Annotated in this window: 12 protein-coding genes; 10 read left to right on the top strand and 2 right to left on the bottom strand. The window is 53.7% G+C overall.

The window, feature by feature from the left end:
- From H1D41_RS14430 to H1D41_RS14385, 10 genes are all read left to right on the top strand, one after another.
- Positions 1-433: hypothetical protein (locus H1D41_RS14430; protein WP_228849575.1), on the top strand; the 433-nt coding region annotated here is incomplete at its 5' end.
- A 70-nt stretch (positions 434-503) separates the two neighbouring features.
- Positions 504-1,385, top strand: coding sequence for a hypothetical protein (locus H1D41_RS14425; protein ID WP_228849574.1), 882 nt, complete (start codon positions 504-506; stop codon positions 1,383-1,385).
- On the top strand, positions 1,375-3,324 hold the full coding sequence (locus tag H1D41_RS14420) for a dynamin family protein (RefSeq protein WP_228849573.1): 1,950 nt from the start codon (positions 1,375-1,377) through the stop codon (positions 3,322-3,324). Before H1D41_RS14425 ends, H1D41_RS14420 begins: the two co-directional genes overlap by 11 nt.
- Positions 3,321-4,595: a dynamin family protein gene (locus H1D41_RS14415; RefSeq protein ID WP_228849572.1), complete on the top strand. Its 1,275-nt coding sequence runs from the start codon at positions 3,321-3,323 to the stop codon at positions 4,593-4,595. The genes H1D41_RS14420 and H1D41_RS14415 overlap by 4 nt, the downstream gene beginning before the upstream one ends.
- Positions 4,596-4,952: 357 nt before the next feature.
- Positions 4,953-7,133 carry a serine/threonine protein kinase gene (locus H1D41_RS14410; protein WP_228849571.1) on the top strand — a complete coding sequence of 727 codons (2,181 nt, stop codon included), beginning with the start codon at positions 4,953-4,955 and terminating at the stop codon, positions 7,131-7,133.
- 51 nt (positions 7,134-7,184) lie between these two features.
- On the top strand, positions 7,185-8,399 hold the full coding sequence (locus H1D41_RS14405; protein ID WP_228849570.1) for an FHA domain-containing protein: 1,215 nt from the start codon (positions 7,185-7,187) through the stop codon (positions 8,397-8,399).
- Complete coding sequence (locus H1D41_RS14400; protein ID WP_228849569.1) at positions 8,396-9,217, top strand: PP2C family protein-serine/threonine phosphatase; 822 nt, start codon at positions 8,396-8,398, stop codon at positions 9,215-9,217. The genes H1D41_RS14405 and H1D41_RS14400 overlap by 4 nt, the downstream gene beginning before the upstream one ends.
- Before the next feature lie 19 nt (positions 9,218-9,236).
- The gene (locus tag H1D41_RS14395; protein WP_228849568.1) at positions 9,237-10,556 is read left to right on the top strand and encodes a transporter substrate-binding domain-containing protein; all 1,320 of its coding nucleotides are present in this window, start codon (positions 9,237-9,239) and stop codon (positions 10,554-10,556) included.
- Positions 10,557-10,593: 37 nt separating this feature from the next.
- The gene (locus H1D41_RS14390; RefSeq protein ID WP_228849567.1) at positions 10,594-11,700 is read left to right on the top strand and encodes a transporter substrate-binding domain-containing protein; all 1,107 of its coding nucleotides are present in this window, start codon (positions 10,594-10,596) and stop codon (positions 11,698-11,700) included.
- A 90-nt stretch (positions 11,701-11,790) separates the two neighbouring features.
- Positions 11,791-12,888 (top strand): LysM peptidoglycan-binding domain-containing protein, encoded by a 1,098-nt coding sequence (locus H1D41_RS14385; protein ID WP_228849566.1) that lies wholly within the window; start codon positions 11,791-11,793, stop codon positions 12,886-12,888.
- Positions 12,889-12,924: 36 nt separating this feature from the next.
- Here H1D41_RS14385 and H1D41_RS14380 read toward each other — a convergent pair whose 3' ends face one another.
- Both H1D41_RS14380 and H1D41_RS14375 read right to left on the bottom strand, forming a co-directional pair.
- Positions 12,925-13,641 carry an NAD(P)-binding domain-containing protein gene (locus tag H1D41_RS14380; protein ID WP_228849565.1) on the bottom strand — a complete coding sequence of 239 codons (717 nt, stop codon included), beginning with the start codon at positions 13,639-13,641 and terminating at the stop codon, positions 12,925-12,927.
- A gap of 58 nt (positions 13,642-13,699) precedes the next feature.
- A complete protein-coding gene (locus tag H1D41_RS14375) occupies positions 13,700-15,205 on the bottom strand; it encodes a heme biosynthesis protein HemY (protein WP_324250287.1) in 1,506 nt (501 codons plus the stop codon).
- Positions 15,206-15,207 lie beyond the last annotated feature (2 nt).

Raw genomic sequence — 15,207 nt, 5'->3', positions numbered from 1 at the left:
AAGCGGAGGCGAAAAATTCGTCGACGCCCTCTTCGAGGCAACCCACGACATCATCAAAAACAAAAAACAAAAACTGAAAAAATACAAACCAAACCAAAACACACCAGGAATTCAAATCGCAGCGCAACATCGACAAAGCAAAGCGCAGGATGTCGCCAAAAACAGACATGCACCCCTGGCACAGGAAACGGCTACCCCCAAGCCAGTCCCCTCTCTGCAAATGAAGCCAATTCAGACGGAAGCGACGGAGAAGCAAGGCTTTGGGGCAAAGGCCCAACCTTCGAAGGTCGCCGGATCCAATCAGAAGATCTGGAAAAACCTGATTTCCGAAGATCGGCCGGAAACTGTGGATGAACTTGTTGCTACGATAGAAAGGTTTTTGGTCGCTGCGGATCAGAGATCCCGATCTGGCCAACACGCAAGCCGGGTTTGACCTGCTGAGAAATTAAAATAGCCCGACGCAAAATTCATCCGTCGGAACAGAAATGAAAATGGAGCTGGGAATGACAAGCGAAGTAAATGTCACCCGTAAACTGCAACACATCCTGGCAGAACTTTCCCCGCGGACAGATCAGGTGGCACAGCTTTCTGCAACGTCACGTGGCAATAAACGTGCAAGAATGCTGGAGGCGATCGGACAGACTGTTCTGGCGCGTGTGCTGGTCTTTACATCGGAACACGAAGGTACAGCAAAAGCGACATTGGTTTTGAATGTGAACAGTTCGCGTGTCACTGCCGTAGAGCATGCTGAACCGGAAAGCCTGGGGAATATTCCTGATCTGGCGAGCGAAAGTCGTGCCGAAACGGCCCAACAACTTGGGGCATTGATGACGGAATTTTCCCGGGTGGACGGAGATGTGCATTTGCAGTCTTTCCCACCGGAAACAGCCCCCGGCGCTGAAGATGTCGGCATCACATTGAGTGAACTTCTGGCTGTTGTCACAGTTGAGGAGTTGCCCGAAGATGTGGTGGAGGCGACGCAGGTGGCTGAGGTTTCAGAACCAGAAGAAGTTGCGGTTCCGATTGATGCCGCACAACCTGCCCGCGCCGGTTACCTTGCGCGGTTTTACGACAGCGTTGACAGTTTTTCCGCTGCAAAGGCGGAAATCACGGTCGAGGGGAAGATTGCGCGTCAGTCAGAACCAGAACTGATTACGGCTGATCTGGCAGAACTTCTGACACGTGATTTACAGGAATGGGAAAATGACAGTGGCGATGTCATAGCGATGCCCCAACTGATTGTGATGCGCCCCGAGAAGCCGAAGGATCCGGCGCTGGCTTTGTATCGGACCGAAAGCGGGACGGTTGTTTCTGTGCATGAAACCCGCAAGCTCGGATCCGTGGTGAGTGCACTCAAAGAACTGCGACAATCAGATGAACAATAAGACGCAGTCGGCAGAGAAATCCGGGCACGCGACCCTGGAGAATGCGGGAAGGAACCGGCAAGCGGCCTGTGACCTGGCCGATCTGACGCATGAGATGTCTGCGGCCTGTCCGGATGAGACCGGGGCGCTGCAGAAGATTTCGGCCAACATCCTGCCTGATCCCCTGTCGGTTATGATCGTCGGCCAGGTCAAAGTCGGGAAATCGAAGTTTTTGAACGGGCTGACCGGTCGGGGTGGTTTGCTGCCTTCTGATGTGAATCCTCTGACGACTGTTCTGACGCATCTGCATTTCAACCACACACCAGATCGGCAAAGCGGTGCAGATTTTCATTTTTATAACTCACAGGAATGGCAGGCGCTGACGCAACCGGATGCCAGCGAACCAAAGCAGATTCACGAGCATGCAGAGCAGCTGGTGTCCCGGGCGCAAACCCGTTTTGGGAACCATTTGCCGGATCTGTTAGGGGCAACGCATCAGTTTAATCCGGTGACGCCTGAGGTTCTGGCGCAATATGTCAGTTCCGGACAGGAGGGGGCAGAACAATATGATGATCTGATCCGCGCTGCTGACGTCTGTTTCAGCACGGCCCCATTCCCGGGCGCTATTCGTTTTACGGATACGCCAGGTGTGAATGATCCCTGCCTGATCCGCGATAAAATCACCTGGGCGGCAATTGGTGATGCTGACTATTACCTTGTCATCCTTTCGGCACATCAGGCCATGTCCCGTATGGATGAATCCCTGCTGAAAGTGCTGAAAGAAAAAGGATCCGGGCGGGCTGTGATTTTCATCAACCGGATTGATGAACTCAGCAATTGTATTCGGGACGCAAAGCTTTTGCAGCGCAGTGTCCAGAACGATATTACCCGTATCTTTGGTGGCGCGCCGGCTGCGGTGCTGTGTGGGAGTGCGCAATGGGCGCATGTGGCTGAAACAGGTGAAGGCACAGATGCTGTGCGTGAAAAAGCCGAAGCCTGGGTCGAAGCCAACCCGACTTTGAAGCGCCAGTTTGAAACCGGCCTGGCAAAGGGTGAGCATAGCGAATTTTACCAGGAAGAAATGGCCGTGTCGCGGTATCAGGCCCTTGTGGCTTCAGGCATTCCGCAGCTGCGCCGCTTCTTTTCCAAAATTTTGCTGACCCGGTTTGCTGACCTGAACACTGAAGAACAAGTCGGGGAAGTGCTGGAGATTGCAGAACGTCACCTGAGTTCTGTCCGGAAGGTCACAGATGATACTTCCGATGTGCAGATGGATGTGCACGTGGATGAGGTGATCCTGGACGAAGTCGGGATATGTCTTGAAGAGGAGCAGGCGCTTCTTGCCTTGCAACTGCATGAAGACATAGACGCGTTGCGCGGTGAACTGGTGGCCGGATACGGTGCTTCGGACCCTTCCCCTTCGGCGGAAATCGCGGCGGATCCAGAGGCTGAAATTCCTCTGCCTGATGAACTGGAAAACCTGCGTCTGAACTTTATCTCAGGGATCCAGTCTGTCAAACTTGATCTGATCGCGGGGATACAGCATTCAAAAGAAGGGCTTTGTGCGTCTTTCCCTGATTTCCTGCCTCTGCAGAAAACAGAAACGGATAGTTCTATTCTGCGCCGGTTCAGCCCGGATGCGCGGATATTGTGGCGCGAAGCGGCGGCAATGGCGCAAGCCAGCTGGACAAGTCGCCTGTTCCACCGGAAGCATACCCGACCCTCTGCGGATGCGGTTGTGAACGAATTGCTGGAAGCAGCAGAAACGGCGCTTCTCAGTCATACAGATATCGTGTTTCGGCACTATCTGGCGGCGATTTCCGGAAATCTGCCCGATGAGGTGTCAAAAGCATCAGACAACAGCGCCCGGATTCTTCAGGCTGAAACCTTTGTGAACGCCCTTCGGGAACTGCAGAAGAATATCGACATTAACCCCCATAAGATGGATCAGAGTCAGTGATTGAATTTCCAGGCGTCGAAAGTGAAACAAAACAACTGGAACAGTTTCTGGAAGACAGCCAGTCGCTGCCTGCCAGCGATGAGTTAACGGCATTGCAGGACGAAGCCCGTCAGCACGTCAGCCGGCTGTCCACGGCGATTGGCATTGCGTTTGCCGGTGAATTCAGTGCCGGCAAATCCAGTCTGGCGAATATGCTGGCTGGTGCAGATATTCTGCCCACGGGTATTCGGCATTTGCAGCTTCCGTTGGTTATTCTGAACTATTCTGACAAACCCCGAACCGTCGCCGGTTGGTGGGGTCAGGAACATAAGACCTTCCCGGGGGTTGCCCTGACGGATGCCGCCGAAATCAATCCTGATTTCATTTCCATCGGACTTGATACACCGGCGCTTCAACAGGTTTCTCTGTTTGATCTGCCCGGCACTGGTGTCAGTGGAATTGCCCATGATGACACCAACACGCTGGATCTGCTGAAATTTGTCGACTGTGCAATCTGGTGTACCAATGGCACCAGCCCCTGGCGGGAATCTGAACGTCAGATCTGGCAACAGGTACCGGATAATCTGAAAAAAAGTAGTCTGCTTGCGATTACACACACTGATCTGCCTGCGGTGCAAGAGGAATTGCCGGACATTCTGAAACGGCTGGAGGCAGAAAAAGGAGAGCTGTTCCAGGAAATCATTCCCATTGCCACGCCAGAGGCGGTTTCTGCCCTTGCTGATGGGCCTGAGCCAGACTTTGAACGTTGGAATGAAAGCGGAGGACAGTTTCTGGCAGAACAGATCCTGACAGCCGCATCCCGTCGTCGTGAAGCGGATCTGGAAAATGCCCGCCGGGACCTGAAGGAAAAATTTCTGCCTCTTCTGGGGGAAGTTTTGCCGGTAGAAACTGTGGAAACCGCAATAGAACCCGTGGAAACTGCAGCTGAGAATGTTGAGGAATTGTCAGAGGGCGCTGAGCCAGAAAACGAGTTGCTCGCGATCTGGAAAGAACGGTTGTCTGATGTCTGTCGCCAGACTGAGGCAGGAGACCTTTCCGATAGTACCGAACTGCTTCAGTCCTGTCAGGAAATTGTGGAAGAGTTTGCAGAACGTCTGATTGACGCAAAGCTTCCGGCGACGGGGGCGGACTGGGTTCCTGAAGAATTTGAGCGCGCGACAGATCTGCTTTTGCTTCTGCAATTTGAAACCGGGGACGGTCCGGTCAGCGATGCGCTGAATGTAATGCATCAGCTAGGAGAAACGCTTTCCTGGGCGGGTAGTCACCCCTGAAACGACAACTTTGACATGGATAGTATTCTCCCGGGATTGTCGGGGGAATACACCTTAGAGGGGAACTATTGAAGTTCACTCACGTCGATTCGATAATCATTATGGCTTCTTTGTGTCATCATTCATGCCTTTACTTATGATCAAAACCAGAGGTTGAGGGATTCATTGCGATTCTTCAGGTTTTCAGGGAAATATGACCGAATATGGCATTTGTCCGGCCAGATTCTAACGCATGGTCGCCATCTGGTTGTCTCACTTTTACCTCATTTGACGGCTTTATCGTTAACTTAGCTGCCTTCTCCGGGACCGTTTTCCCGGGCCACAAGGGTTGAAGGCGAAAGAAGTTGGGGCAAAACCGTGAGTCAGATACAGGCTGTTGAACAGATTGATGATGAAGTGCTGGATGAAGCGCTTCGTCCTGGAACGTCGCTTCTGCGCGGCCAGTATGAAATCATCCGCTTTCTGAACAGCGGGGGGTTTGGTATCACTTACCTCGCACGTGACAGTCTGGAACGGGATGTCGTCATTAAGGAATGTTTCCCCGGGGCGCTGTGCCACCGTGAAGGGGAAGATGTCGTTCCCAATGCTGCACAGTCCGAAGGGGATCTGGCCTCTATCATTCAGCTGTTTATTCAGGAAGCCCGTAGCCACGCCAAACTGGTGCATCCGAATATTGTACCTGTTCATCAGGTCTTTGAAGACAATAACACAGCCTATATCGCGATGGATTACATTCGCGGTTATGATCTGCTGGATTACCTTGATCTGCCCGATACCCGATTCAGCCCGGAACAATTCGTCAGCCTGACAGAGAAAATGCTGTCTGCGGTCGCGTTCATTCATGAAAATGGCATGCTTCACCGCGATATTTCCCCGGACAATATCCTGATTGCGCCGGACGGCGAACCAATTCTGATCGATTTCGGGGCCGCCCGTGAACAGGCCGCGCATAAAAGTGCCGCGCTGGTAACGCTGCGTGTTGTGAAAGATGGGTACTCCCCCCAGGAATTCTATGTTCCGGGTTCGATTCAGGGCCCATACAGTGATCTCTATGTTCTCGCGGCGACCTTGTATCATGTGATCACCGGTGATCCGCCAGCTGACGGTAAAACGCGCTTTGCCGCCTATGATAAACAGATTGTTGATCCCTATGTTCCACTGACCGGGCGCTATAAAGATTTTCCAGCGGGCTTCCTTGAAGCACTGGACAAAGCCATGAGCGTCATGCCCGCACAAAGGCAGCAATCTGCGCTTGAATGGCTGCGTATGTTCCGCGGACCACAAGCTGCCTTTAATTCCACCATTTCTCGTCCGCCTTCTGTTATCGCCGCTCTTGATGAAGCCGAAGCTCCGCGTGAGGTTGAAGAACTGGAGGGCGTGCGCACTGTTGAGGAAGAAGAGCGCATTCAGGCCGATGTTGAGAAAGCCGATGCTGCGATTGCTGCGATGTTGGCTGAAACAAGTGAAATCGCGCTTGTTGAACCCGAACCGGAAAAAACTGTAGCAGCAACAGTTCCTGTGCGGGAAGACAGCAAGGAAGTGAGACGCCTGAAGGCGCTTATTGAAGAAGATGACGCCACCGAACCTGCAGAAGAAGCAGAACCGGACACAGCGGCTGCGGTCTTTGATGAACTGCTGCCTCAGGAAGAAGAACCTGCGAAAAAGAAAACGGGTTTGTTGCTGGCAGGTGTTGCCGTTGTTGCTTTGCTGGTGGGTGCCGGGATCTTCCTGAGTGGCGGATCGGATACACCAGAAGCGCCCCTGGCTGTGGTTGAAACACAGGTTGAAGAAACCGCTGTTGAAGCCCCCGTAGAAATAGCAGTTGCAGAGGTTACCACACCGACCCCGGAACCTGTGGTTGAAGCGCCTGTGGAAACAGCTGCCACAGAACCTGCAACTGCTGCGGTTGCCGAGACACCGACTGCATCTGCAACACTTCTGCAAAATCAGATCGCCTATTCTCACTGGGATGTGGATGTGCCGTTCACCACCCGCACGCGTCGGGTTGCGAATGGTGAAATTTACCTGGTTGAAAGCATCAATGCCTCTGCAGATATGTCTGTGATTGGCGCCTGGCTGACACGTGGGACTGCGATCTATTCGATCAACAACCGTGCGGCCAATGCGAATTCGTCTCTTGCCTCTATGGTCTTGAGCAATCTTCAGGTCGGGCGTGACGGCTATACCCGTGCGCAAGTACGCTATCGGGCGCCGGGCAATGCGCGTTTCCTGAATGGTGAACTTGCACTGCCGGTAATGCAGCTGATTGGCCTGGCCAATGGTGTGACGCTGACGGAAAGCGGCTCTCAGAACTGGCAGCTCAAGGTAACCAATGTCGGAAATTCTGGTGCTGATGGCCTGCGTGTTGGTGACATTCTGGTCCGTGAAGAAACCACCGGGGCGTCTCTGATGCAACGGGGCGCGCTGACTGCGGTGCTAAGTTCTCTGACGGAACGTGGCGACGTGAATGAAGCACGGTTTGTTGTGAATCGTAACGGGGCACAAGTGCGCGCCCGTATGCCCCTGGCGACAGAATGATCGCCAGAGTGCTCGTCCGAATTGAAATTGAAATATGAAAGCGTCGATAAAATGTTTAACTACAAAAGCCCGCTAAGTCGCATTCTTGAAAAGTCAGCTGAAGATACACCTTCCGCAACGAAAGAGACGGAGACTGTCGTATCCGAAGAGATCCAGTCACGGTCTGACGAATTTATTGAGGACGTTGAAGCTGAGGCGGACGTAGCGAAACCGGAAGTGATTTCTGATCAGGCGGCCGATGCAAGTCAGCCAGTAGAAAGTTCTGACGATTTTATGGTGCTTCAGTCTGCCTTCGAAGACGATGATATGCCTGAAGAAGAGAATATCTTCGCCGAAGCAGCGGACGCTGAAAACACCCCGGAAGAAACCCAATCTGAGCAGGCGGAAAGCAACACTTCCATGGCAGAAGTGCTGACACTGATGACCGCACGTGAAGCACGATCAGCCATTGCACCCGTAACGCAAACGCAGGCACCTGCTGTGGAAGAGGTCGCAGAGGAAGTCGAAACAGAGACACTGTCAGATGTCCTGATCATGCCAGAAGACGAAACGGTTGTGTCGCAGGACGAGGTTGAAGTTGTCGCTGAGGTGGCCGCAGAAGAAACCGTTGAGGAAGTAGCAGCGGTGCTTCCTGAAGAAGTCGAAGTCGAAGTCGAAGCTGAGGTTGAAGCTGAAGCTGAGGTTGAAGCTCCTGTAGAAGCAATCACAGAGCCAGTGGTTGAAGAGACGCCAGATGTTGCTGAGGAAGAGGCCCCCGTTCCGGCAACTCCGGAAGCAGAGCAGGCTGCACCGGCTGAAGTTGCTGCACCGCGCCGTCGTGCACGGATCAAAACCACATTCCTTGGCCTTGACCATGTTGATCACCGTCTGAATGATCTGATTGCATCTGAACCGGTGAAGAAAACAGCCGTGACCACATCTTTCCCGGTTGGCTGGCTTGTGATTGTTTCCGGTCCCGGCCGTGGCACCAGTCTTGCGTTGACCGAAGGCCTGCTGCAGGTGGGTCGTAATGATGACCAGGCGTTGCAGCTTGATTTTGGTGACAATGGTATCTCCCGCAGCAATCACGCGGTCATTGCCTATGATGCAGAGGAACGTAAGTGTTTCCTTGGCCATGGCGGTAAAGCGAACCTTGTGCGCCTGAATGGCAGCCCGGTTCTCAGCACACTGCCGCTGAACAACGGGGACATGATCCGTATCAGCGAAACAACAATGCGTTTTGTCGTTCTTTGTGATGAAAGCTTTGACTGGCGGGATGCAGAGTGACCAGTTCAGCGTTGAGATACGAAGTCGCCCTTTCTGCAGAGCAGGGACATCGCGAATATCAGGAAGATGCTATTGCTGCCCGGTTCTCAAGCCGACGCGACATTGGTTATGTCGTTGTCGCTGATGGCATGGGTGGACATGAGGCGGGCGATGTCGCATCGCGCCTTGTGGCTTCATCCTGGTCGTCGGTGATTGATCGCCGGATCTCGGAAACTGAAGCCACCGAAAGCACGCTGGCTGATACGTTGCCTCTGGCCGCGATGGAAGCAAACGCTGCGATTGCCGCCTATATCAATGATAAACAGGCCTCGCCCGATATGGGATCCACCCTTTTGGGGACTGTCTTTTATGAGAACCGGTTTTACTGGATTTCTATCGGGGATTCACCGCTTTATCTGTTCCGTGACGGGCAATTGATCCAGCTGAATGAAGATCATTCTATGGGCCCCGACATTGACCGGCTTGTTATCGAAGGGGTGCTGAAACCCGAAGAGGCCCGACATCACCCTGACAGAAATTGTTTGACGTCTGCTTTGATGGGGGCCGGGATTTCGAAGGTCGATTGCCCTGAAGATCCGCGCGAAGTTCTTCCTGGAGATATCTTACTGATTGCCAGCGATGGGCTTCAGCATCTGGAACCTCGGGAGATCGAAACAGTCCTGAAAAAACACCAGAACGAAAGCTGTCAGGATATTCTTGATCAGATCATGCTGGCGATACGTGACGCCAATGTTCCGGATCAGGACAATACCTCAGTGGCCGTCGTCGCGCTGAAGCCACCTGCAAACGCCGCTTACGCCCCCCATATTTCCAACTAATGGACAGAACGTCATACAAATGAAATATATCTCTACCTGCTGCATTTCTCTTGCTCTGATGTCGACTGCCGCTTCTGCGCAGGTGGCTTGTGAAACCTATGAAATTCGCCCTGGTGACAGCCTGCGCCAACTGGCGACCCGTATCTATGGCACTCCGGATTACCGTCAGATCTATGATGCGAACCGTGACCGGATTGGCCGCAATCCAAACCATATCGAAGTTGGCATGGTTCTGAATTTGCCCTGTGATCCCCGGGATGCGGTGGTCAATGAGCAAGCCTCTCAGATCACTGAGCAGGCCCAGGCAGAAGCCCAGCGTCTGATCGCTGAGGCAGAAGCGCGTGTTGCCCAGGCAGAAGCCCGTGCTGCGGAACTTGCAGTGCAGTCCACGGAAACTGAGACGGCTGAACTGGAAGAGGCCCGCCGCGCAGCGGAAGAAGCCGAGGCGCAGATCACAGCGGCCCAGGAAGCAGCCGCAGAAGCTATCGCTGCGGCGGAAGCTGAAATTGAGAAAGTCCGGGCAGAAGCATTCGCAGCTGTAGAGGCAGCGACATCTCTTGCCAGTCCGGAAACTGCGCAATCTGTGCAGGAACGTCAGATCATTCTGATTACAGGGAATGATTATCCACCCTACACGGATGAAAGCCTGCCTGATCGCGGACTTTACACCAAGCTGGTGGAAACGGCCTTTCTGCGCGCGGATCCGCACCAGAGCTATAAGATCCAGTTTGTAAATGACTGGAATTCACATCTTGATCTGCTGATGCCCAGCCTGGCTTTTGATGCTACCTTCCCGTGGGCGCGCCCGGATTGTGAAACACCGGATATCCTGTCTGAGGCAGATCTGGAACGTTGCACAACATACCACTTCTCAAGCCCGTTCTATGAAGTTGTGGATGCATATTACTCAATGCTGGGTTCGGGGTATGATACGGCGCTTAGCTATGATGCTTACGCCGGTACGGTCATCTGCCGTCCGGAAGGCTACAGCCTCAGCAATATGAACAAGGCAGGGCTTTCAGAGCCAGCAGTCACATTGGTACGTCCGGTGCTGGTTGCGGAATGCTTTGAAGCACTTCTGGCGGGCGAAGTTGATATCGTTGCGTTGGATGCGCAGGTTGCTACCGATGTGATTTCAGATCTCGAGATGGAAACCACCATCATGGAGAACCCGAACCTGCTTGAAATCAAGTCCCTGAACGTCATGACACATGTGGGTAATTCAGAAGGTCTGGCTGTGCTGGACACGCTGAACCGGGGGTTGGCCATCATGCAGAATTCCGGCGAGTGGCACGACATCGTATCCACCGCGCTTAAGTATCAAATGGAAAACCAGTGAGATTGATCACTGCAAAAGAATAATACCTGGAGGAAGAATGATGAGAAAGTTACAGTTAGGTCACGTCTTTAAGACCATGCTTGTTGCAACCGGGCTTTCTGCTGGTGCGGCGAGCGCGCAGGAAGCTTGTACGAATTATACTGTTTCCACTGGTGATACCCTGGCAAGCATCGCGCTGGCTGCATATGGGGTGTCCGACTATCAGAATATCTTTAACGCCAACCGCAGCGTTGTTTCCAACCCGAACCTGCTGGAAGGCGGTCTGGTTCTGCAGCTGCCATGTGCTGATGGAAGTCTGCCAAACGGCCTGTCTGCAGAAGCTGTCATTCAGCAGCAGGAACAATTCGCGGCGGCTCGTCCGACGAACAATGTGTATAAGCCACCGATCAAACTGGTGACCGGTAACGACTGGGCCCCGTTTGCGGATGAAAGTCTGCCTGGTGGTGGTATGATGGCGCGCCTGGCATCCACAGCGCTACAGCGTGGCGGGAACTCTCGTGAATTCTCTATCAGTTTCGTTGACGATTGGTCATCTCACCTCGAAGTTCTTTTGCCGCTTGGCGCGTTTGACGTGTCCTTGGCCTGGACTTTGCCGGATTGTACCGTGCGCCATGATCCGGACTCTTCATCTGGCAGGCGTTGTAACGAATTCCTGCGTACCCTGCCGGTTTATGAAACCATCACGGCGTATTTCATGCGTCCTGACAACGATTTCTTTGGCGCGCAATCCTACGAGGATTTCCGGGGTTCCACATTCTGTCGCCCGAAAGGTTATTCCACGATTGACCTGGAAGTGAACAACATGTTGCCACCGGCGCTGGAATTGATGGTAGCTGAAAAGCCTGCTGATTGTATCGAAGCGGTTATGCTGGGCAGCGCGGATATTGCGGGTATGACACCTGACCTTTTCGAAAGCGCCCGTGCAGAACTGGGTATCACGGCTGACGTTCAGGAAAACCCGAACGTGAACTATGTGACGTCTTACGGTTTTCTGATTAGCAAAACCAACCCGTTTGGCCGTGAATATGTTGCGCTTCTGAACCGTGGCCTGAACGATATGCGTCAGTCAGGTGAATGGTATGCGATTGTGTCGCAGTCCCTGCGTGACCACAACGAAATGCTGCGCGCCGCTGAAGCAAACTAAGACAATATCCCCGGGGCTTCAGGCCCCGGGGCCCGATTTTTCAGCACTTCAATCTAACACGTTATACGCCCGCTGCCGGAGGCAAATCCAATGACAAAATCACAGCTTCGTACTTTTCTTAAAGCGGCGTTCGCCGGCACGGCTTTGTTTGCCGGTGCTGCATCCGCCCAGGAAGCCTGTACAAACTACACCGTGGCCGACGGTGATACGCTTGCAACCATTGCTTTGGCCGCTTACGGCGTGTCTGACTATCAAAACATTTTTAACGCCAACCGTAGCGTGATTAACAATCCAAATTTGCTGAATCGCGGCCTTGTTCTGCAATTACCTTGCCTTGATGGAAGCCTTCCAAACGGCCTGTCTGCGGATGCGGTTATTCAGCAGCAGGAACAATTCGCAGCTGCCCGCCCGACCAATACCGCTTATCAGCCACCGATCCGGATTGTGACCGTCAGCAACTGGCCACCTTTCGCATCTGATGAACTGGAAGGCGGCGGAATGTTTCCGCGGCTGGCAACAACTGCTTTGAACCGTGGCGAAAACAACCGTGATTTCACCATCAGCTATGTGGATGACTGGGATTCTCACCTGAGCGTTCTGCTGCCACTTGGTGCGTTTGATGTTTCTCTGGCGTGGACCACACCGGATTGTTCTAAGGATTATGTACCGGGCGGCGATGCGGCCACACGTTGTAGCTATCTCAGCACGGTGCCAGCTTATGAAACCATCACGGCATTTTACTCGCTGGCCGACAGCAGCTATGCACAGGCGACATCATACGAACAATTCCGTGGATCCCGCTTCTGTGTTGCGGAGGGTTTCCCAAGTGTCTTCCTGGAGGAAAACAACGTGATGCCACCAGCGCTGGAGCTGGTGATCCTGGGGACGCCGCTGGATTGCATGGAAGCGGTTCTGCTGGGCACTGCTGATATCGCCAGCGCAACACCAGGTCTGTTTGACGATCTGCGTTCGCAGCTGAACATCACCGGTGAAATCGTTGAAAATCCTTTCGTCAACTATCAGACAATGCTGACCTTCTATGCAGACCGTTCCAACCCGAAAGCACCGGAAATTATTGCGATGCTGAACCGCGGTCTGAACGAGATGCGTGAAAGTGGCGAATGGTATGCGGTTGTGTCACAGGCCCTGCGTGCCCACAACGAAGCCCTGATGGCAGACGAGCAATAATTCAGAAAGGGCCGGGCATGGTACCGGCCCTTTTCTTTACCGGGTGAGATCGTCAAGGCCGCGCGTCAGGGCCTTAGACATCCCGGCCTTTTCCATATGATCCCGCAATCTCTGATTATACCCGCCAGGCGTGTCAAGCGCCTGTAAGGTGACGCCTGTGTCGTCCTCAAGGTTCGACGCCACAAGGTGCCGCAGAAACCCCTGCACACCGCCCGGGCCGGCTGCATCAAGCCAGGTTTCAGCCGTATTCACAAGTTTCAGGGCAGGTGACAAAACGGCCTGCGCTGCCAGGCAGCTCTGCATTTCCTGTGCATTTGCAACTGGGAAAATCTGATTTCGTGGGGCGAAGAGTTGTGAGATCAGCGCATCATCACCCTGCGTAAGGACTGGTGAGTTCCCACGCGCGATATTGGGGAAGGGGATCATGATGGCGCAGGTCCCGGCGGGTGACACCAGGTTTCGCACCTGCTGAAGATCGGCCCCGGCCATCAGGGAAATGACCTTGTGATCTGGTCTGAAATGCAACTCCGACAATACATCTGCCGCATGTTCCGCCATAAGCCCCAGAAAAATTACATCGCTTTCATTCAACACATCCTGATTATCAGCGATCATCACCTCATCAAACTGCTGCGCCAGGGCTTCTGCACGTTTCCGGCTGCGGGGGCTGACCCGTATCACGTGCCCCTGCCAGGCAAGTCCTTCGACAACCGCGCTGGCAATTGTACCGCATCCGATCACACCAATTTTCATAACGAACTTTCTTTATGCTGATACGAAAACGGGCCGTCAAAGACCGCCCGTTTTGTATTTATACCGCTGGTTTTTCACTTTCCGCGCTGTCTTCTGGCGGATCATCTGCCTCGGGCAGGATTTCCGCATCTTCGGGTTCGCTTTCGATCAGGGGAATATCCTCTGACGCAATTGCATCCCCGGCAGGTGCAGGCGTTTCGATCAGTGGCAGCATACTGGTTGCCGCTGACAGAACCGGATCTTCTTCCGATGTGGTTTCCTTCCAGGACAATGTATCAAAGCCCTGACAGCGTTTACAAAGCGGCGCCCAGTCATGATGCGCTGTGTTGCATTTCTCGCAAACCCAGGCCGGGCCGCGACGGGCGGTGACTGCGCGGGCAAGCCAGCCCTGCACAACCGCATTATCCGCACCTTCACCGCGTTCAATTGCCGCCATAATCGTCAGCGCCCGGGCAGATGGGGAAGTTTCCACCAGATCGCCAATGGCCTTGCGTGCCGTCGGGAAATCTTCTGCCGCAATCAGAAGTTCCGCCTGCAACATCCGGGTTTCATCGTGATCAGGTTGCGCCTTCACAAGTGGGGCAAAACGTTTCACCCGGGCTTCTGCGGTTTCTTCCGGTTCAATCGCAGCGAATGCAGCGGCCAGATCCGGGTGCGGTGTGGTGGTCCAGGTGTTCAGGATTGCCTTTTTCGCCTTTCGCTTATATCCATTCGCCAGATGCGCATGGGCCGCCATGACAGTTGCCGGGATCAGATCCGGGGACAGGCGGTGGGCCTCAAGCGCAGCGGCATGTTTTGCAGTGTCATCCATGTCAGGATCTGCCGCATTCGCAAGTGCCAGAACGGCATCACGGCGGCGGTGCAGGGTTTTTGGGATATTCCCGGCCCGCAGCTTTGCTGCCAGTGTTGACCGCGCACCTGCCCAGTCTTCACCTTCGGCCTGAAGCCCCAGAAGAATATCCTGGGTTTCTTCATGCTTTGGCTTCAGGGTAAAGGCCTTTTCCGCAAGCTTCAGGGCAGTTTCTGTTTCACCGGCCTCAAGGCGTTGTTTCAGCAGCCCGCGCACACCGACAAAACGGGTTTTATCGTCACTCAGCAGGCGTTTATAAACCACTTCGGCCTTGGCGCTGTCGCCCATCATTTCGGCGGCCTGCGCAGACAGAAGATTGGTCAGTTCGGGTTTGTGCAGATATTTTTCAGCTTTGGCAGCGGAAGACATCGCCTTTGATGCCTCACCGGAAGCAAGCGCCAGCATCCCGTCGGCCAGTGCCTGATAACCTTTGCGTTCGCGGTTGCGATTCCACCAACGCTTAATCGCCGTATCATCACCTGTGCAGAAACGAAAAAATGCTACGAGGAAGCCCGCTACACGGATCATAAGCCAGACCAGAAGGAACAGCGCCACAATCACCAGGATTGATTCCAGCGGGCCGGGGGTCATCTCATACCCCGCAAACTTCAGCTCAAAGCCGGTGCCGGCATCCATCCAATACATGGCACCAACCGCAATCAAGGTGACTACAGCAACAAACAGGGTGATTTTAACCAGAGACCAGAGCATCATAT

Origin of the sequence: Halocynthiibacter styelae (assembly GCF_016123485.1) — a bacterium.
In the GTDB taxonomy this organism is placed as follows: domain Bacteria; phylum Pseudomonadota; class Alphaproteobacteria; order Rhodobacterales; family Rhodobacteraceae; genus Halocynthiibacter; species Halocynthiibacter styelae.
The sequence above is the reverse complement of the archived record's forward strand: the minus strand, read 5'-3'. Positions and strand labels throughout refer to the sequence as shown.